The organism is Pseudomonas sp. WHRI 8519, assembly GCF_040224055.2.
GTDB classification, from domain to species: Bacteria; Pseudomonadota; Gammaproteobacteria; order Pseudomonadales; family Pseudomonadaceae; genus Aquipseudomonas; species Aquipseudomonas putida_X.
In genome coordinates this window covers 4,352,547-4,371,267 of the sequence record NZ_CP167996.1, presented here as the reverse complement: position 1 = coordinate 4,371,267, position 18,721 = coordinate 4,352,547, and the positions used below count along the sequence as shown (strand labels likewise).

At 63.9% G+C, this 18,721-nt stretch carries 22 protein-coding genes; 17 read left to right on the top strand and 5 right to left on the bottom strand.

The window, feature by feature from the left end:
* Window positions 1–59: 59 nt before the first annotated feature.
* Window positions 60–404 (bottom strand): EscU/YscU/HrcU family type III secretion system export apparatus switch protein, encoded by a 345-nt coding sequence (locus ABRP30_RS19870; protein ID WP_241804554.1) that lies wholly within the window; start codon window positions 402–404, stop codon window positions 60–62.
* Window positions 401–1,957 carry a flagellar hook-length control protein FliK gene (locus ABRP30_RS19865; protein ID WP_349976150.1) on the bottom strand — a complete coding sequence of 519 codons (1,557 nt, stop codon included), beginning with the start codon at window positions 1,955–1,957 and terminating at the stop codon, window positions 401–403. Before ABRP30_RS19865 ends, ABRP30_RS19870 begins: the two co-directional genes overlap by 4 nt.
* Window positions 1,958–2,160: 203 nt before the next feature.
* Here ABRP30_RS19865 and ccmA point away from each other — a divergent pair, with 203 nt between their 5' ends.
* The 15 genes from ccmA to ABRP30_RS19790 all read left to right on the top strand — a co-directional run bounded on the left by ccmA (window position 2,161) and on the right by ABRP30_RS19790 (window position 13,196).
* Complete coding sequence (ccmA, locus tag ABRP30_RS19860) at window positions 2,161–2,793, top strand: cytochrome c biogenesis heme-transporting ATPase CcmA (protein WP_241804552.1); 633 nt, start codon at window positions 2,161–2,163, stop codon at window positions 2,791–2,793.
* A complete protein-coding gene (gene ccmB / locus ABRP30_RS19855; RefSeq protein ID WP_241804551.1) occupies window positions 2,790–3,458 on the top strand; it encodes a heme exporter protein CcmB in 669 nt (222 codons plus the stop codon). The genes ccmA and ccmB overlap by 4 nt, the downstream gene beginning before the upstream one ends.
* Window positions 3,459–3,504: 46 nt before the next feature.
* A complete protein-coding gene (locus ABRP30_RS19850; RefSeq protein ID WP_241804550.1) occupies window positions 3,505–4,272 on the top strand; it encodes a heme ABC transporter permease in 768 nt (255 codons plus the stop codon).
* Complete coding sequence (gene ccmD / locus ABRP30_RS19845; RefSeq protein ID WP_012273475.1) at window positions 4,269–4,445, top strand: heme exporter protein CcmD; 177 nt, start codon at window positions 4,269–4,271, stop codon at window positions 4,443–4,445. Before ABRP30_RS19850 ends, ccmD begins: the two co-directional genes overlap by 4 nt.
* A complete protein-coding gene (gene ccmE, locus ABRP30_RS19840) occupies window positions 4,442–4,897 on the top strand; it encodes a cytochrome c maturation protein CcmE (RefSeq protein ID WP_241804549.1) in 456 nt (151 codons plus the stop codon). The genes ccmD and ccmE overlap by 4 nt, the downstream gene beginning before the upstream one ends.
* Window positions 4,898–4,908: 11 nt before the next feature.
* Window positions 4,909–6,882 carry a heme lyase CcmF/NrfE family subunit gene (locus ABRP30_RS19835; RefSeq protein WP_241804688.1) on the top strand — a complete coding sequence of 658 codons (1,974 nt, stop codon included), beginning with the start codon at window positions 4,909–4,911 and terminating at the stop codon, window positions 6,880–6,882.
* Entirely contained in the window at window positions 6,879–7,415 is a 537-nt protein-coding gene (locus ABRP30_RS19830) for a DsbE family thiol:disulfide interchange protein (protein WP_349976149.1), read from the top strand. The genes ABRP30_RS19835 and ABRP30_RS19830 overlap by 4 nt, the downstream gene beginning before the upstream one ends.
* The gene (locus ABRP30_RS19825) at window positions 7,412–7,888 is read left to right on the top strand and encodes a cytochrome c-type biogenesis protein (protein ID WP_349976148.1); all 477 of its coding nucleotides are present in this window, start codon (window positions 7,412–7,414) and stop codon (window positions 7,886–7,888) included. Before ABRP30_RS19830 ends, ABRP30_RS19825 begins: the two co-directional genes overlap by 4 nt.
* Window positions 7,881–9,071, top strand: coding sequence for a c-type cytochrome biogenesis protein CcmI (gene ccmI, locus ABRP30_RS19820; RefSeq protein WP_267817656.1), 1,191 nt, complete (start codon window positions 7,881–7,883; stop codon window positions 9,069–9,071). The genes ABRP30_RS19825 and ccmI overlap by 8 nt, the downstream gene beginning before the upstream one ends.
* Window positions 9,072–9,082: 11 nt before the next feature.
* Complete coding sequence (locus ABRP30_RS19815) at window positions 9,083–9,502, top strand: hypothetical protein (RefSeq protein WP_267817654.1); 420 nt, start codon at window positions 9,083–9,085, stop codon at window positions 9,500–9,502.
* Between the two features lie 150 nt (window positions 9,503–9,652).
* On the top strand, window positions 9,653–10,591 hold the full coding sequence (locus ABRP30_RS19810; RefSeq protein WP_267817652.1) for a 2-hydroxyacid dehydrogenase: 939 nt from the start codon (window positions 9,653–9,655) through the stop codon (window positions 10,589–10,591).
* A gap of 51 nt (window positions 10,592–10,642) precedes the next feature.
* Complete coding sequence (locus tag ABRP30_RS19805) at window positions 10,643–11,431, top strand: PhzF family phenazine biosynthesis protein (protein WP_267817649.1); 789 nt, start codon at window positions 10,643–10,645, stop codon at window positions 11,429–11,431.
* 76 nt (window positions 11,432–11,507) lie between these two features.
* Window positions 11,508–11,915 (top strand): GFA family protein, encoded by a 408-nt coding sequence (locus ABRP30_RS19800; protein ID WP_349976147.1) that lies wholly within the window; start codon window positions 11,508–11,510, stop codon window positions 11,913–11,915.
* 69 nt (window positions 11,916–11,984) lie between these two features.
* The gene (locus tag ABRP30_RS19795) at window positions 11,985–12,323 is read left to right on the top strand and encodes an FKBP-type peptidyl-prolyl cis-trans isomerase (protein WP_241804541.1); all 339 of its coding nucleotides are present in this window, start codon (window positions 11,985–11,987) and stop codon (window positions 12,321–12,323) included.
* Window positions 12,324–12,533: 210 nt separating this feature from the next.
* Entirely contained in the window at window positions 12,534–13,196 is a 663-nt protein-coding gene (locus ABRP30_RS19790) for a histidine phosphatase family protein (protein WP_267817644.1), read from the top strand.
* A 299-nt stretch (window positions 13,197–13,495) separates the two neighbouring features.
* Here ABRP30_RS19790 and ABRP30_RS19785 read toward each other — a convergent pair whose 3' ends face one another.
* From ABRP30_RS19785 to ABRP30_RS19775, 3 genes are all read right to left on the bottom strand, one after another.
* Window positions 13,496–14,224, bottom strand: a complete 729-nt coding sequence (locus ABRP30_RS19785) for an aspartate/glutamate racemase family protein (RefSeq protein ID WP_349976146.1) — start codon at window positions 14,222–14,224, stop codon at window positions 13,496–13,498.
* Window positions 14,225–14,240: 16 nt separating this feature from the next.
* Entirely contained in the window at window positions 14,241–15,773 is a 1,533-nt protein-coding gene (locus ABRP30_RS19780; protein WP_349976145.1) for an NCS1 family nucleobase:cation symporter-1, read from the bottom strand.
* Between the two features lie 449 nt (window positions 15,774–16,222).
* Complete coding sequence (locus ABRP30_RS19775; RefSeq protein ID WP_241804537.1) at window positions 16,223–16,660, bottom strand: Lrp/AsnC family transcriptional regulator; 438 nt, start codon at window positions 16,658–16,660, stop codon at window positions 16,223–16,225.
* Window positions 16,661–16,793: 133 nt separating this feature from the next.
* On the opposite strand from ABRP30_RS19775, the gene ABRP30_RS19770 reads away from it, so the two are divergent.
* Both ABRP30_RS19770 and ABRP30_RS19765 read left to right on the top strand, forming a co-directional pair.
* The gene (locus ABRP30_RS19770; RefSeq protein WP_349976144.1) at window positions 16,794–17,693 is read left to right on the top strand and encodes a DMT family transporter; all 900 of its coding nucleotides are present in this window, start codon (window positions 16,794–16,796) and stop codon (window positions 17,691–17,693) included.
* A gap of 70 nt (window positions 17,694–17,763) precedes the next feature.
* Entirely contained in the window at window positions 17,764–18,699 is a 936-nt protein-coding gene (locus ABRP30_RS19765) for a class I SAM-dependent methyltransferase (protein WP_267817639.1), read from the top strand.
* Window positions 18,700–18,721 lie beyond the last annotated feature (22 nt).

Here is an 18,721-nt window from a genome sequence, read left to right as displayed (position 1 = left end):
GGGGATACCCTTCTGTCGAGGAAGGGGCACAGGGTGGTGGAGCGGGGCGGCAAACGGCGTCAGGTAACGCTACCACCCGTGGGCAGGCCCAGCGGCGTTGGCGTGACGTCACGGGGCGCTGCCGGGTCGTCGGCGAAGCCTGCCGGCACACGGCCGCGCAGTTGCCAGGCGAAGGCAATGATTTCGGCGATGGTCAGGTACAGCGCTTCAGGAATCTGTTCGCCCAGCTCAAGGCGAGCCAGCAGGCGCACAAGCTCGGCATTTTCGTAGATCGGTACCTCGTGCTCGCGGGCCAAAGCCAGGATGGCCTCGGCCAGCGCATCGTCACCCTTGGCGCTGAGGGTCGGGGCCTGCTGCCCGTCGTAGGTCAGGGCAATGGCCTGGCGTGTTGGTTTCTGTGTCATGCGTTTTCGTCTACCCAGCGTTGCTCCACCCGTGTGCGCGGGCCTTGAGGGGGGATGCCCGGGTGGCATTCCAGGTCACCGACGTCCAGGCCGCGTTCCAGCAGGCGATTGCGCAAGGCACCGAGCTGGCTGTCGATGAGCCTGGCTGTTGGTTCGCGCTCTGCCCACAGGTGCCCGCTCAGGCGGCCTTGGCTCAATTGTGCCTGTACTTGCAACGGGCCAAGGGGCGAGAGGTCGAACGCGAGCTCCAGGCGCCACAGGGCTTGCAGCGGGTCTTGCGATTCCTGTTGTTGTTCGGCCTGCTGTTGCGGGGTTTCCTCGCGCTGGATCTTGACCTGCAGCGGGATGAACTCCTGGCCGTGGCGGATCGGTACTTCTGTCTGCCAGGTGGTCTGCAGGTTGCCGTTTTCCAGCGTGCCGGTTTGTTGCAGGCTGCTCATGGCATGGTTTTGCAAGCGTGAAACGGCAGCAGCAGCCAGGCGCAGCAGTTGTTGCAGGTCACCTTCGTCTTCCAGGGCCTTGAGCAAGCGCGATGGCAGCGGAAATGCCCCAGGCTGCGGCTTGGGGCTGACCCGTTCAAGCATGCCCAGGGCACTGCGCGCCAGCGCCGGCATGGTCACGGCCAGGCTGGAGGGTGCCAGGTTGGGGTTGCCCGCCGGCAGGACCGGGGCTTGGGCAACCAGGCGCAGCACGTGTGCCTTGAGGTCTGTGGCGATGCTGGCGGGGAAGCCGCCGAGCAATTTCGCTTCAAGAAAGGCGCCACTGTTGTTCAGCGCCTGGGCCACGCCTTTGGCGTCGCTCAGTTGCCGGGCGTCCGGCAGGCCCGCCAACAGGCGTTCGGCACTGGCGCGCAGTTCGCCATCGGCGCTCGGGTCGCGGGTCAGCTGTTGCAGCGCGTTGAGCAGGCCGGGCAGCGAGGCCTGGCGGTTTTGCTGGGTCAGCAGCTGCTGGGCAATGCTCAGTTGGTCCTGCCTGCCACTGAGCGGCACGAAACGCAGCGACTGGTCACCCTGCACCAGTGCGCTGAGCAGGCTGCCAATGGCCAGTGGGCGCGGGCTGTCGACGCTCAAGGTGGCGCCGGCCTGTGCACTGTTGAGCAGGCTGACCAGCGCCCGGTAGATCGGCGCTTGGCCAGGCGCCTGGGCCAGTGCCTGGTTGGTCAGGACTTTGCCCTGCAGCAGGGTCCCGACGGGTACTTTGCTGGTGTCCAGGCGAGTAAGGGTGGCGATCTGGCTGGCGTTGGCCTGCTGCAGCATGATTGCCAGGCGGTTGCTTTCGGGCTGGGTGACGGTGACCTGGCTGCCGGGGGGCAGGGGCTGGTTGGCATTGGCTTGCAATTGCGTCTGCACGCCGTTGGCCTGTATCAGGCGCAGCACCAACTGGAACTCCTGGCCTGCCTGGCGCATCGACACGACTTCGGCCTGCGCGGTCTCGCCGGGGGCCAGCAGGCCGGGCTGTGCCTGGATCAGACGCAGCAGTTCGCCGGTCATGCCTGCCTTCATGGCTTGGCTGTTGATCGCGGTTTGTGCGCCGAGACTATTGATTTCAGTCATGATTGTATACAACCTGTCGAGCCCGGCCTCTTGGCAGCGCGGCAGCGCGTGTAATAATGCCGCGCGCCGGTGGTTGCCAGTATAACGGCAGCGCGCGGGGCGACTTGAGACACAAGGGCTCTGGAGCGGTGTTGGCTGCCACGCGGGTTCACCCGTGTAGCAGCCAACAACGGCCCGAAGCCCTACAATGATAAGGCGAAACCGTGACCCTTCACCTTCAAGCCGCAGGCTTGGCCTGCGAGCGCGACTGGCGCCTGCTGTTCGAGCAGCTCGATTTCGAGCTGGGCGCTGGCGACATGCTGCAAATCAGCGGCCCCAATGGCAGCGGCAAGACCAGCTTGCTGCGCCTGCTGGCCGGCTTGATGCAGCCTACCGCCGGGCAGATTCTGCTGGGCGGCAAGCCACTGGCCGAACAGCGTCACGCTTTGGCCAGCATCCTGCTGTGGATCGGCCACGCTGCGGGCATCAAGGACCTGCTCAGCGCCGAGGAAAATCTCACCTGGCTGTGCGCGTTGCACCAGCCGGCCAGCCGCGAGGCGATCTGGGCGGCGCTGGAGGCGGTAGGGCTGCGCGGTTTCGAAGACGTACCCTGCCACACCCTGTCCGCTGGCCAGCAGCGCCGCGTGGCCCTGGCCCGGCTGCACCTGGCTTGCCCGCCGCTGTGGATTCTCGACGAACCGTTCACCGCTCTGGACAAGCAAGGCGTGGCTCAGTTGGAAGCGCACCTGGCGGCCCACTGCGAGCAGGGCGGTACGGTGGTGCTGACCACCCACCACACGCTGGAGCGCAAGCCCTACGGTTACCGTGAACTGAACCTGGGGCAATGGGCGGCATGAGCGTATTCATTTCGCTGTTGCGTCGCGAAGCGCGCCTGCTGTTCCGTCGCCCTGCCGAGCTGGCCAATCCCTTGGTGTTCTTTGCCATCGTCGTTGCGCTGTTTCCCTTGGCGGTTGGTCCGGAAAGCCAATTGTTGCAAACCTTGTCGCCTGGGCTGGTCTGGGTAGCGGCACTGTTGGCAGTGCTGCTGTCGCTGGACGGCTTGTTCCGCAGCGACTTCGAGGATGGCTCGCTGGAGCAGTGGGTGCTGTCGCCGCACCCGCTGGCGTTGCTGGTGCTGGCCAAGGTGCTGGCGCACTGGACCTTTTCCGGGCTGGCACTGGTATTGTTGGCGCCGCTGCTGGCGCTGATGCTGGGGCTGCCGAGCCATTGCCTGCCGGTGCTGCTCGGCTCCCTGCTGCTGGGCACGCCGGTATTGAGCCTGCTGGGTGCGGTGGGCGCGGCACTGACGGTCGGTCTGAAGCGCGGTGGTTTGTTACTGGCGTTGCTGATACTGCCGTTGTATATCCCTGTATTGATCCTGGGCAGTGGTGCGTTGCAAGCGGCATTGCAGAATATGCCGGCCACCGGCCACCTGCTCTGGCTCGCCAGCCTGACGGCCCTGGCTGTAACCCTGGCCCCCTTTGCGATAGCGGCCGGCCTGAAGATCAGTGTCGGTGAATAACGAGTCGCGGGCTCTCAAGCCCGGCAAATACCCTGGATGTACCCTGATGAAAATAAGCTGGACGTGGTTCCACAAGCTGGGCTCCCCGAAATGGTTCTATGCCATCAGCGGCCGCATGCTGCCATGGCTGGCCGGCGCTGCCGTGCTTCTGCTGCTGGTCGGTATCACCTGGGGCCTGGCGTTCGCCCCGCAGGACTACCAGCAAGGCAACAGCTTCCGCATCATTTACATTCATGTGCCGGCGGCGATGCTGGCGCAGTCCTGCTACGTGCTGCTGGCAGTCGCCGGGGTAGTGGGGTTGGTGTGGAAGATGAAACTGGCCGACGTGGCCCTGCAATGTGCCGCGCCCATCGGCGCCTGGATGACCGCCGTGGCGCTGGTGACCGGCGCCATCTGGGGCAAGCCGACCTGGGGCAGCTGGTGGGTGTGGGACGCCCGCCTCACGTCCATGCTCATTCTGCTTTTCCTGTACTTCGGCATCATTGCGCTGGGCCAGGCGATCAGTAATCGTGACAGCTCGGCCAAGGCGTGCGCCGTGCTGGCAATCGTCGGCGTGGTCAACATCCCGATCATCAAGTACTCGGTGGAGTGGTGGAACACCCTGCACCAGGGCGCCACCTTCACCCTCACCGAAAAGCCGGCAATGCCCGCAGAAATGTGGCTGCCGTTGCTGTGTACGGTGTTGGGTTTCTACTGCTTCTTCGGTGCCGTGCTGTTGCTGCGCATGCGCCTTGAAGTGCTCAAGCGCGAGGCGCGCGCCAGTTGGGTCAAGGACGAAGTGTTGAACAGCCTGGGGCGGAGGGCCGCACAATGAGCTTTGCCACCTTCGGTGATTTTCTCGCCATGGGCCACCATGGCCTGTACGTGTGGTCGGCCTATGGCATCTGCCTGGCGGTGCTGGCGCTGAATGTCGCCGCGCCGCTGCTGGCCCGTCGTCGCTATCTGCAAGAAGAGGCGCGCCGTTTGCGCCGGGAGAACAACCAGTGAATCCGCAGCGCAAGAAACGCCTGTTGCTCATCGTCGGCCTGCTGGTCGGTGTCGGGGTTGCCGTCGGCTTTGCCTTGAGCGCACTGCAGCAGAACATCAACCTGTTCTACACGCCCACCCAGATCGCCAATGGCGAAGCGCCGCTGGACACCCGCATCCGTGCTGGCGGCATGGTCGAAAAAGGCTCGGTGCAGCGCTCGTCCGACTCGCTGGACGTGCGCTTTGTGGTCACCGACTTCAACAAGTCGGTGCCGATCACCTACCGCGGCATCCTGCCCGACCTGTTCCGCGAAGGGCAGGGCATCGTCGCCCTGGGCAAGGTCAACGCCGAAGGCGTGGTGGTGGCCGATGAAGTACTGGCCAAGCACGACGAGAAGTACATGCCGCCCGAGGTCACCAAGGCCCTGAAGGAAAGCGGCCAGGCCGCCACCGGTACGGAGGCCAGACCATGAACGCAGCACTGGTGATCCCCGAACTTGGCCAGTTGGCGATGATCCTGGCCATCTGCTTCGCCGCGGTGCAGGCCAGTGTGCCGCTGCTCGGCGCCTGGCGTGGCGATAGCCTGTGGATGAGCCTGGCGCGGCCGGCGGCCTGGGGGCAATTCGCTTTCCTGGCCTTTGCCTTCGCCTGTTTGACTCATGCCTTCATGACCGACAACTTCTCGGTCGCCTATGTGGCCAGCAACTCCAACAGCGCCTTGCCCTGGTACTACAAGTTCAGCGCCGTGTGGGGCGCGCACGAGGGTTCGCTGCTGCTCTGGGCGCTGATCCTGGGCGGCTGGACCTTTGCCGTGTCGGTGTTTTCGCGGCAACTGCCGCAGGTGATGCTGGCCCGCGTGCTGGCGGTGATGGGCATGATCAGCGTCGGCTTCCTGAGCTTTTTGATCATCACGTCCAACCCGTTCCAGCGCCTGCTGCCGCAAGTGCCCACTGACGGCCGCGACCTCAACCCGCTGCTGCAGGACTTCGGCCTGATCGTCCACCCGCCCATGCTGTACATGGGCTATGTGGGCTTCTCGGTGGCCTTTGCCTTCGCCATTGCCGCCTTGCTCGGTGGCCGCCTGGACGCTGCCTGGGCGCGCTGGTCGCGGCCGTGGACCATCATCGCCTGGGCCTTCCTGGGGGTGGGTATCACCCTGGGTTCCTGGTGGGCCTACTACGAACTGGGCTGGGGCGGCTGGTGGTTCTGGGACCCGGTGGAAAACGCCTCTTTCATGCCCTGGCTGGTGGGCACGGCTCTGATCCACTCGCTGGCAGTGACGGAGAAGCGTGGCGTGTTCAAGAGCTGGACCGTGCTGCTGGCGATCGCCGCGTTCTCGCTGAGCCTGCTGGGGACGTTCCTGGTGCGCTCCGGCGTGCTGACCTCGGTGCATGCCTTCGCCTCCGACCCGTCACGGGGTGTGTTCATCCTGATCTTCCTGCTGTTCGTGGTCGGTGGTTCGCTGACCCTGTTCGCCCTGCGTGCCCCGGTGGTCAAAAGCCAGGTGGGCTTTGCCCTGTGGTCGCGCGAGACGCTGCTGCTGGCCAACAACCTGGTGCTGGTAGTGGCCGCTGCGATGATCCTGCTCGGCACCCTCTACCCGTTGGTGCTCGATGCCCTGACCGGGGCCAAGCTGTCGGTGGGCCCGCCCTATTTCGATGCCTTGTTCCTGCCGCTGATGGCACTGCTGATGGTGGTGCTCGGCGTCGGCGTGGTGGTGCGCTGGAAGGACACCCCTGGCAAGTGGTTGGCCAGCATGATGACGCCGGTACTGATCGCCAGCGCAGTGCTGGCGCCAGTGGCCGGTTTCATCGTCGACGACTTCGACTGGCCGACCCTGACCGCCTTTGCCCTGGCTGCCTGGGTGGTGCTCAGCGGGTTGCGCGACATTGTCGACAAGACCCGCCACAAGGGCTTGGCCAAAGGCGTACGTGGCCTGACGCGCAGCTACTGGGGCATGCAACTGGCGCATCTGGGGCTTGCGGTGTGCGCGCTTGGCGTGGTGCTGTCGAGCAACAACAGTGCCGAGCGTGACCTGCGCCTGGCGCCGGGTGAAAGCGTGGAACTGGCGGGCTATCAGTTCCTGTTCCAGGGCGCCAAGCACTTCGAAGGGCCGAATTTCAGTTCCGACAAGGGCACCGTCGTGGTCAGCCGCGATGGCCGTGAAGTGACCACGCTGCACCCCGAGAAGCGCCTCTATACCGTGCAGCAGTCGATGATGACAGAGGCCGGCATCGATGCTGGTTTCACCCGCGACCTGTATGTCGCCTTGGGCGAGCCGCTGGACAACGGCGCCTGGGCCGTGCGCGTGCATATCAAGCCTTACGTCCGCTGGATCTGGCTGGGCGGTCTGTTGACCGGCCTGGGCGGTTTGCTGGCGGCCCTCGACCGGCGCTATCGCGTCAAGGTCAAGACCCGGGTGCGTGATGTCCTGGGCGTGTCTGGAGCAGCTGCATGAAGCGTTGGATCATGGTGGTGCCACTGGCGGTATTCCTGCTGGTGGCTGTTTTCCTCTACAAAGGCCTGTTCCTCAAGCCCGACGAGCTGCCCTCGGCAATGATCGGCAAACCGTTCCCGGCGTTTTCCCTGGCCTCGACCCAAGGTGATCGCACCCTGACCCAGGCTGATCTGCAAGGCCGCCCGGCGCTGGTCAACGTATGGGCCACCTGGTGCCCGTCGTGCAAGGTCGAGCACCCTTACCTGAACCAGCTTGCCGGGCAGGGCGTGGTGATCTACGGCATCAACTACAAGGACGACAATGCTGCCGCCCAGAAGTGGCTGGCCGACTTCCACAACCCCTACCAGCTGGATATTCGCGATGAACAGGGCAGCCTGGGCCTGGACCTGGGCGTTTATGGCGCGCCGGAGACGTTCCTGATCGACGCCAAGGGCATCATCCGCTACAAGCATGTGGGCGTCGTCGACGCCGGCGTCTGGCGCGAGCAACTGGCGCCGCTGTATCAGGGCCTGGTCGACGAGGCCAAACCATGAAGCGCTGGCTTGCGGCCGCAGTATTGGCTTTGGGCGTGGCCGGCGTGGCCAAGGCGGCGATCGATACCTACCAGTTCCGCGACGACGCCGAGCGTGAGCGTTATCAGCAGCTGACCAAAGAGCTGCGCTGCCCCAAATGCCAGAATCAGGACATCGCCGACTCCAACGCACCGATTGCCGCCGACCTGCGTCGTGAGATTTTCCGCATGCTGGGTGAAGGCAAGAGCAACCAGCAGATCGTCGACTTCATGGTCGACCGCTATGGCGATTTTGTGCGCTACAAGCCAGCCCTCACTGGGCGTACCTGGCTGCTCTGGTTCGGCCCGGGCATTCTGCTGGTCGGTGGCTTTGCGGTGCTGTTGGTGATTGTCCGCCGGCGCCGTGTGCCAGCTACTCCGGGCTCGCAGGAGCTGTCCGTCGAAGAACGCGAACGTCTCGCCAAACTGCTGGAAAAAGAACAGAACCATGACTGAATTCTGGCTTGGTGCGGGCCTGCTGCTGCTCGCCGCCCTCAGCTTTCTGCTGATCCCGATCCTGCGTGGCCGTCGCCAGCAGCAGGAAGAAGACCGTACTGCGCTGAACGTGGCGCTGTACCAGGAACGTGTCGCCGAACTGGCTGCCCAGCAGGCCGCCGGGGTGCTGGATGACGCGCAACTGGCCAGCGGCCGTGATGAGGCCGCCCGTGAACTGTTGGCCGACACCGAAGGCGCCGAAGCGCCGCGCCAGGGGCACCTGGGCAGGGTGCTGCCGCTGCTGGCCGCTGTGCTGGTGCCGGTGGTGGCGCTTGGTCTGTATCTGCACTTTGGTGCTGCGGACAAAGTGCAGTTGACCCAGGAGTTCGCCGCGGCGCCCAAGACGATGGAAGAAATGACCACGCGCCTGGAGCGCGCCGTCCAGGCTCAGCCGGATTCGGCCGAGGGCCTGTATTTCCTGGGCCGCGCCTACATGGCCGAGCAGCGCCCGGCAGATGCCGCCAAAGCCTACGAGCGCGCCGTGGCCCTGGCCGGCCGCCAGCCCGAATTGCTGGGCCAATGGGCCCAGGCCCTGTATTTCGCGGCCAACAAGCAGTGGAGCGCACAGGTGCAGGCGCTGACCGACGAGGCCCTCAAGGCCGACCCTAACGAAGTGACCAGCCTTGGCCTGCGCGGCATTGCGGCATTCGAAGGCGAGCGCTACCAGGAAGCCATCGATTACTGGAACCGCCTGCTGGCGCAACTGCCTGAAGGCGACGCCTCGCGCGCGGCCTTGCAAGGTGGCATCGACCGTGCGGCAGAGCGCCTGGGCGGCAACGCTGGCAAGCCTGCGACCCCGCTGGCAGCACGCCTGAAGGTCCGGGTCGAGCTGGCCCCGGCGCTCAAGGATGAGGTCCAGCCCGGCGATGCGGTGTTCATCTTCGCCCGGGCTAGCAACGGCCCGCCCATGCCGCTGGCGGCCAAGCGGGTGACCGTGGCCCAATTGCCGCTGGAGGTCGAATTGTCTGACGCCGATGCGATGATGCCGCAGATGAAACTGTCCGACTTTGCCGAAGTCCAACTGGTTGCACGGGTATCGCGCGCTGGCCAGCCCACCCAGGGTGAGTGGATCGGCCAAGGCGCACCGCTGCCCAGCACCACCCAGGCCACCCAACTGCTGATCATCGACAGCCCCGACCGGTAAGAGAACCCGCCATGCGAAACGTCGTCCGCCTGACCCTGATCACTCTCGCCGTGGGTTTGTCTGCGTGTACGGTGCGCGAGCCGTACGAACAGCCGGCCCCACCGATCGAAACGGTGCCTGCGCAAAAGGGGCCGGTGGTCAAGCCGCTGCCGGGTAGCCAACCCTCCACGCAGCCGAGCAAACCGGCCGCGACACCCAAACCGATGCCGCGGACCTCAGCAAGCTTTGCCCCACCACCGGGGGGCGCCAGCCATTGGGATCCGAAACTGGGTGTTTATGTGTTGGAGAAGAAACCCAATACGTTCTACCGGCAGCGCACCTATTACCGCTATGACAATGGCTGGAGCTGGTCTCTGAGCCCGGATGGCCCGTGGCAGGAGACCGACAGCAGTGGTGTACCCGGTGGGCTGGGTCGGGCGTTCGCTCAGTAATCGCGTTGTGTTTTCTGGCCGTGTCGTCGGCAAGCCGGCACGGCCAGTAGCAAGCAACCGATACAGTACAGTTTACCCGCGATTTATCGATTGACTGTACCGCCCGCCGACTCCGCATAATGCCCCTTCGAATTAGAGCCGGAGGGGTGCATGAGCAAGACAGTCCTGGTGTTGGTGGAAACCGTCGATGATTACCTGCCCCTGCTCGAGCAGGCTGGCTACCGGCTGATTCGCGCACCGTCCGCGCAGCTGCGTGGCGACGCCATCCGCCGCCATGGCGCTGAAATCGATGCGGTGCTTACCCGCGGCCCGCTGGGCCTGACCGCTGCTGAAATCCAAGCGTTGCCCCACTTGCAGATCATCTGCGTGATCGGTGCCGGTTACGAACAGGTCGACCTGGCCGCCGCCGCTGCTCGTGGCATCACCGTCACCAATGGCGCCGGTGCCAATGCCGCCGCCGTGGCCGACCACACCCTGGCGATACTGTTGGCCCTGCTGCGCGACATTCCACGCGCCGATGCCGGTATCCGCCTCGGTGCGTGGAACCGGGTCATCAGCCCCTCGATAAGTGGCAAGCGCCTCGGCATCCTCGGCTTGGGCGCAGTTGGCCGGGCCATCGCCAAACGTGCCAGCCTGGGCTTCGAGATGAGTGTCTGCTATCACAGCCGCACGCCGCGCCAGGACGTGCCTTACACCTGGTACGACAGCCCGTTGCACCTGGCCGATGCCGTAGACATTCTGGTCGTAGCCACCCCGGGCGGTACCAATACCCACCACCTGGTCGATGCTCGGGTGCTTGAGGCACTGGGCCCCGAGGGCTACCTGGTGAACATCGCCCGTGCCAGCGTTGTGGATACCCCGGCGCTGATAAGTGCCCTGCAGCACGGGCAACTCGCAGGCGCAGCACTTGATGTGTTCGACGACGAACCGGCCGTGCCCGATGCCTTGAAGGCCCTCGGCAATACCGTGCTCACCCCGCATGTGGCCGGGCAATCCCCTGAAGCGGCGCGTGACACGGTGGCCTTGGTCCTGCGCAATCTACAGGCCTTCTTTGCCGGCGAACCGGTACTTACACCCGTCCATCTGTAACGTTCGTTTTTAATTCTGCCCGGCGCTGGCTGGGCCACAAGGAGTGTTCGCATGCAACTCGAGATCTTTCAGGTCGATGCCTTTAGCGCAGAACCGTTCGGTGGCAACCCGGCTGCCGTGATTGCGCTTGAAAGCTGGCTGCCTGATGACGTGCTGCAACGCATCGCCGAAGAGAACAACCTCTCCGAAACCGCCTATTTCGTGCGCAGTGGGGAGACCTTTGACCTGCGCTGGTTCACCCCGGCGGTGGAGGTCGACCTGTGCGGCCATGCCACCTTGGCATCGGCCTATGTGCTGTTCGAGCAGTTGGGCGAGCAGGCTGAAGTACTGCGCTTCAACACCCGCAGCGGTGAATTGCGGGTAAGCCGAGGCGCCGACGGCTTGCTGGCCATGGACTTCCCGGCCAAGCAGCCGGCCGCCGTCGAGGCGCCCGCCGGTTTGCTCAAGGCACTGGGGCTGAGTGGGGCGAGTGCGGTGTATCGGTCCGACGACTATGTAGTGATGATCGATGACGCCTCGCTTCTGGACCCGCTGCAGCCGGACTTCGTCGCCTTGTCGGCGTTCGATGTGCGGGGTATCGCCGTGACTGCTCCCGGGCGCGGATACGATTTCGTCACGCGCTGGTTCGGCCCGCGAGTGGGTGTCAATGAAGACCCGGTCACAGGTTCTGCGCACACTTCGCTTGCGCCTTTGTGGGCGCAGCGGTTGGGCAAGAGCACCCTGACCTGTGAGCAGGGTGGTGCGCGCAAGGGCCAACTGCACTGTGAAGTGCCGGGCAATGGCCGAGTGATCATCAGCGGGCGGGCGGCGCTCTACCTACGCGGCAACGTGTTCGTCTGACCGGCCCGGTGGGGTTGCGAGCCGTTGTGCGGGGGCGATCTATACTTGCCCTCCACCCAACGCAAGGAGCCTCACCATGACCCTGGAAAAGCACGGCAGTTGCCTTTGTGGGGAAACCCGGCTGCACGTCACCGTCGACACTACCCACATCAGCGCTTGCCATTGCAGCATGTGCCGCAAGTGGACCGGGGGGCCATTGCTGGTCGTTCACTGCAGCCAGCCACCGGTCATCGAAGGGCGTTCGCCCAGCGTCTACGATTCTTCCGATTGGGCCCAGCGCGGTTTTTGCGGGCGCTGCGGCACTCACCTGTATTACCGGCTCAAGGCCAACGATTTCTACGCGGTGCCGGTGGGCCTGCTGGACGGCGAGGAGGCCTGGGATTTCGACCTGCAGATCTTCGTCGAGCAGAAACCTGCCTGGTACTGTTTTGCCAACCAGACTACCGAGCTGACGGGCCAGCAAGCTTTCGAGCAATTGGGGTGAGTGGTGCTTGCCAATACCGTGCATTCCTGAGAAAAGGGCGGCCTTGAATGTCACCCTTGGAGCATGCCCATGAACAGCGAACTGCAAATCACCGACCTCGTCGAAGGCGACGGTAAAGCTGCCGTCAAAGGCGCCCTGATCACCACCCAGTACACCGGCTGGCTGGCCGATGGCAGCGAGTTCGACTCGTCCCGGTCGCGCGGCAAACCGTTCCAGTGCGTGATTGGCACGGGCCGGGTGATCAAGGGCTGGGACCAAGGCCTGATGGGCATGCGGGTAGGGGGCAAACGCAAGCTGCAGGTGCCTGCGCACCTGGGATATGGAGAGCGCAGCGTGGGTGCGATCCCACCGAATTCGGACCTGACGTTCGAGATCGAGTTGCTCGAAGTGTTGACGCGGGATGACTGAGCCTCGGGCGCGGCTGGCAGGCTTGGAATAATTTCGCAACATGTGTGGGTTACCCTAGGCCTTGCCCAGGGAGGAACCAAACGCGTTGAGGGCACTCTGACCCCTACTCGTTAGCCAGGGATGGCATTCACTACAAGGATGCCGGGCCTCTTGGGCCTCAGGGCAGTGTGGCGGGTCGACCCAAATTGTCTGCCACAAGAGCCTGCCTTCATGAAGTTGCCCACGTTTGTTCGCCGTCGTCGCCATCTGCTGTTGGGCCTAGCACTCGCTGCTGCGGCGGTGCCCTTGGCCCTGGAAGTGGTCGAAAACCGCGTTCAACCTGTCGACGGTACCCAGACCCTGGTGTTTCTGCGCCATGCCGAAAAACCCGGCGAAGGGTTGGGGCAGTTGAACTGCCAAGGCCTCAACCGCGCGCTGGACCTGGCCAGGCTGCTGCCCGAGCGCTTCGGCAAAGCCGATTTCGTCTTCGCCGCCAACCCGACGCGAGAGGTCGAGGAAGGCGTCGATGACCAGCGTTACAGCTACATCCGCCCACTGATGACCATCACCCCGAGCGCGATACGTCTCGGCTTGCCGGTGAATATCGATTACGGTGCGAACGATACCGATGAGCTCGCGGATGAGTTGCTCAGCGGCAAATACCGCAACGCCACTGTCTACACTGCCTGGTCCCATGGTTATTTGCCGGAGCTGATCAATACCGTCGCCGGCAAGGCGCTGGGTGAGGACCGGGTGATCACCGAGGACTGGCAGGGCGACGATTTCGACACCCTGTATGTACTGACCCTGACCTGGCGCGACGGCAAGGCCAGCCTGCTCAGCCGCAACGTACGCCAAGGCCTGGATGGCGGCGCGCACAGCTGCCCGACCTGATTCGTGGTCACTTTCCTGGCAACCAAGCTGAAACATCAGGCAAGTGTTGATGCTGCTGGGTTTGGAGCTGCTGGTCTGTCGGCCTTGGGGGTGCTCGGCGCTTGGCCTGGATGACAAGGCGACTGCGCTGGCCCTATCGCCGGCAAGCCGGCTCCCACCGCGACCGCGCAGTTCTTCAGGCCTGCGCTTTACCCGTGGAAGCAACCGACTTGCCCAATTTCTGAAAGCCGGCCCAATTGGACTGCCCCCAGGGGCCGACGGTGCTGCTGGTCTGTGGGGGCGGGAATGCGCCTTGGCGCTTACCGGCCGAATCGCATCGGCCAGCCCACTACCTTCTTGGCCCGCGGGGTGGCGTAGGTCCGCACCTTGGAGGTGCTCAGCCCCATCCGCACCAACGACTCGGCAATGGTCACCGCCGCGCTCACGCCATCGACCACCGGCACCCCGGTGCGCTGACGAATCTGCTCATCCAGCCCGGCCATGCCGCCACAGCCCAGGCAGATCACCTCGGCCTTGTCATCGCGCACCGCCCGCTCGGCTTGTTCGACGATCGCCTGCACTGCACGCTGTGGATCCTCCTCCAGTTCCAGCACGGCAAGGCCACTGGCGCGCACCGAGGCGCAGCGGTCGTACAACCCCGAAAGCCTCAGGCGGTCTTCGATCAGCGGCACGGTACGGTCCAGGGTGGTCACCACCGAGTAGGCGTGGCCCAGATACATTGCCGTGCTGGCGGCGGCATCGGTGATGTCCACCACCGGCACGTTCAGCAGTTCCTGCAGGCCTTCGCGGCCATGTTCGCCGTAGCCGGCCTGGATCACGGCATCGTACGGCCCCTCATAAGCCAGCACGCGGTCCATGACGGCGATGGCAGCCAGGTAGCTCTCGAAATTGCCCTCCACCGACTCGGCACCGAACCAGGGGGTCAGGCCGATGATCTGCGTGTCGGGGCCCGCCACGCTGCGGGCCTGCTCGGCGATGGCCTCGGTGATGGCTTCGGTGGTGTTGACGTTGGCGATCAGAATACGCATGAGCACTGCTCCTTGATCAGTGGCTGCTGTGGTCGACGGCGATGCATTCGCCGCTGACATCAGAGTATTGACGGTTGCGAGGGGCGATCAGCAGGTACAGCGCGGCGGCGATGCCGGCACCGATCAGCCAGGAAAACGGCGCGATGGCATGGAAGTTGGGCACCAGCGCCAGGACGATGGCCAGCAGCGCTGCCGGCAGGAACGCGGCGACGGCACGCAGGTTGATGCCCTTGCTGTAGTGGTAAGCCCCGGCCGGATGTTCGCTGTACAGCTCCGGCACGTTGATGCAGCCTTTGCGCAGCAGCCAGTAGTCGGCCATGATCACCCCATACAGTGGGCCCAGCAGGGCGCCCAGGCCAGACAGGAAATAGACGATCACCAGCGGGCTGTTGTAGAGGTTCCATGGCAGGATCAACACGGCCACGGTGGCGCTGATCAGCCCTGCGCGGCGGAAGTTCAGGTGCCGCGGCGCCAGGTTGCTCAGCACGAAGGCCGGGGCGACGAAGTTGGCCATGATGTTCACCGCCACGGTGACGATCAGGAAGGCCAGGCAGCCGAGGACCAGGAAGGCCGTATTGGGGATGCTGGCAACGATCTGGGTCGGGCTGTCGATGATCTGGCCGTTGATCTGGAACTGTGCGCCGCACAGCACCACGGTGATCAGCGCGAAGACCACGATGTTCACCGGCAGGCCCCAGAAGTTGCCGACGCGGATGGTCTTGCGGCATGGCGAGGAACGGGCGAAATCGCAGAAGTTGAGCACCAGGGTGCCGTAGATCGCCAGCCACAGCGCGCCGCCGGCGAATATGTTGCGCCACATCTCGTACCCGGTCAGCGGCTCGGCCACCGACCAGGCGATACGCGCATCGGCCTTGAAGTACATGAACACCGCCAGGCTGGCGACGGTCAGCAGGATCACCGGGCCGGCGAATGCCTCGTAGCGGCGCACCATCTCCATGCCGTAGGCGAGGATCACCAGTTGCACCAGCCAGATTGCCACGAAGCACACCCAGCCCAGGCTCGACAGGCCGAGGATGCTGTCTTGGTCATAACTGGCGAGTTGCGGCCACACCGCCGTCAGCAGCACGCGTAGCACCACTGAAGCCAGGTAGGTCTGGATGCCGAACCAAGCGATGGCGATCACAGCACGGATCAGCGCGGGAATTTGCGCGCCATGAATGCCGAAGGCAATGCGGCTGATTACCGGGAACGGCACGCCGGTCTTCTGCCCCATGTAGCCGGAAAGGTTCATGAAGAAGTACACCAGCGCGGCGCCGATCGCCAAGGACAGGAGAATCTGCCAGCCGCCGAGGCCAAGCGCGAACAAGCCCATGGCGAAGGAGTAGTTGGCAATGTTGTGCACATCGTTGGTCCACAGCGCGAAGATGCTGTAGCGCCCCCAGCGGCGGCCTTCGATACGCGTCGGCGCCAGGTCGCGGTTATGCAGGCGCGGGCTGAGTTCAAGTTGCGGCGCATGGCCGGCCAGGGAGGACGAGGGGTGGGTGCTGGCGACGGATAGTTCAGGGGCAAGGTCGAGGCTGGTACTCATTCCGGCAGGCTCCTGATGCACGTGGACTGCGATGAGCGGGCATGCGCACGGGCTCGCCATCTCGTCAGTCCAGCGTTGGCATCACTGGGTTCTGGGCGCGGCGGCCGGGTTGGGTCGGCGTCGCGGGTTCTTGTGTATTTATGTTTAGTTCAACTTGTATACAAAACACGAACACACAAAAGCGAGTTCCATGCCAGGCGGAGAACGTACATCAAGTTGCATTTACTTCAAAGCTATCGCTTTGAAAGCTAAGTTTATGAATTGAATTAACTATAAGTTGACCAATTGAACAGGTTTAATTTTATTCATGCATAATTAGTTGATCATTTGGTCAGATTTAGTTGCGCAACGTATGTAACGTATTGGGGCAGTGCTAGCACTTATGCACACAAAAATGGCACTTAAGGTGACGTTTGTGTGTACAGGTGTGGGTCAGGTTTTTCGGCGCTTCAATTCATCGGCGGCAAGCGCCGCTTCACCGGGCTTTTCTTGATGATCGCCGTGTTGGTTTCAGCGAGCACATTGATACGGTCGAGCAGGGTGTCGAGCTGTTCCATCGACCGCACATGCAGCCGGGCAATGAAGCAATCCTCGCCCGTTACCTTGTCGCACTCGGTGAACTCGGGAATCGCGATGATCTGCCGTTCCACTTCCTGCAGCTGCCCGGGCAGCGGGCGAATGCGTACGATGGCCTGCAATTGGTAACCAAAGCAGCGCGGATCGACATCCACGGTGTAACCGCGCAGTACGCCGCGCTCTTCCAGGCGGCGCAGGCGCTCGCTGACGCTGGGTGCAGACAGGCCACTGATGTGCGCCAGCGCTTTGAGTGAGCGGCGGGCGTCTTCCATCAGGGCGTTGATCAGGAGCTGGTCGATGGCATCGGTCATATACGCCTCATAAGGGCAAATTGGTGGTTTGCCTTGATAGTAAAGGCTGAGGAGGAATTTTTCCTTGGTTATGCGCTGGAGGGTCCACTGCGAGCCTCTGCATACTGTCCGTCATCGTCAGGGGAGGTGTGAGATGGACAGTTCGTTGCGCCGTGGCTCGCTGGAAATGGTCGCTGCCATGCTGATTTCCGGGACTATCGGCTGGTTCGTGCTGGTATCGGGGCAGCCGGTCCTGGAAGTGGTGTTCTGGCGGTGTGTGTTTGGCACCGGCACGTTGCTGCTGGTCTGTGCGGCGCTCGGCTTTCTCAAACCTGGTGTGATCAGCCGCACGGCCTTGCTCTTGGCAATCGCCAGCGGCGTGGCCATCGTCGGCAACTGGGTGTTGCTGTTCGCCTCCTATTCGCGGGCGTCGATCGCCATCGGCACCGCGGTGTACAACGTGCAGCCGTTTCTGCTGGTGGGGCTGGCGGCAGTGTTTCTGGGCGAGAAGATCACTGTGGCCAAGGTCACCTGGCTGAGCGTGGCGTTCCTCGGCATGCTGGCCATCGTCAGCGCCCATGGCGCAGGGCAGGGCAGCGGTGAAGAGTACCTGCTGGGCATTGCCCTGGCGTTGGGGGCGGCGTTTCTTTATGCCATTGCCGCGTTGATCATCAAGCGCCTGAACGGCACGCCACCGCATCTTATCGCCCTGATCCAGGTAGCGACCGGGGTGTTGCTGTTGGCGCCGTGGGTCAAGCCGGGCGGTCTGCCTGGCGAGCCCTCGGCCTTGGCCAGCCTGGTGATGCTGGGCGTGGTGCACACCGGGCTGATGTATGTGTTGCTGTACAGCGCCATCCAGCGCCTGCCCACGGCATTGACCGGCGCCCTTTCATTCATCTACCCGATCGCCGCGATCCTGGTCGACTGGGTGGCCTTTGGGCACCGCCTGGTGCCGTTGCAATGGCTCGGTGTGGCGTTGATCTTGCTGGCGGCGGCGGGCATGCAGCAGGGGTGGTGGTTCCGTTCGGCGCCGATCACTGCCAAAGGCCAGTGAGGCGCGGTTGCGCGCCCCACCAGCAGCCTCGCGGGGTAGAATGCTTCCTTTTATTTGCTTGCGACCCGCCATGACTTCGCCGATCCACACCCTCGAACAGCATCTGCTTACCGCCCTCGACCCCGCACCGCAGGAAACCCGTCGCCTGTTTCACGGCCGCGGCCGTTGCTGGCCGGGGCTGGAGCAGGTCACCGTCGACTGGTTGCAGGGCGTGCTGTCGGTAGCGCTGTTCCGTGAGCCAGCCGCAGGCCAGCTGGCTGAACTGCAGGCCATGCTGCGCACCCTCGCCGAGCGCCCGCAGTGGACCGGCCAAGCGATCCTCATCCAGCACCGTTACTTGCCGGACAGCCCGGGTGAGTGGTTGTGGGGCGAGCCGTGCCAGCAGCGCGAAGTGGTCGAAGATGGCCTGACCTATTTGCTCGACCTGGGCGTGCGGCAGAACAACGGTCTGTTCCTCGACATGCGTTACGGCCGCCGATGGGTACGTGAACAGTCGGCGGGCAAGCGTGTGCTCAACCTGTTCGCCTACACCTGCGGCTTTTCGGTCGCGGCGCTCGCCGGCGGTGCCGAGCAGGTGGTCAATCTGGACATGGCCAAGTCGGCGCTTTCGCGTGGCCGCGACAACCACCGGCTCAATGGCCACGATGCATCACGGGTGGCGTATCTGGGGCATGAGTTGTTCAAGTCGTGGGGTAAGGTGCGCAAGTACGGGCCTTACGATTTGATCATCATCGACCCGCCCACCTTCCAGAAAGGCAGTTTCGTGCTGACCCAGGATTACGCGAAGATCCTGCGGCGCTTGCCAGAGTTGCTGACCAAGGGTGGCACTGTGCTGGCGTGCGTGAACGATCCGGGCATCGGGCCGCAGTTTCTGATCGACGGGATGGCGGAGCAGGCCCCAGCGTTGGCTTTCGTGGAGCGTTTGGATAACCCGCCGGAGTTTCCGGATGCCGATCCGGCGGGTGGCTTGAAGGCCTTGGTGTTTCGCGATGAAGCACCAGCCTGATGTAGTCGGGAAGCTTCACTTG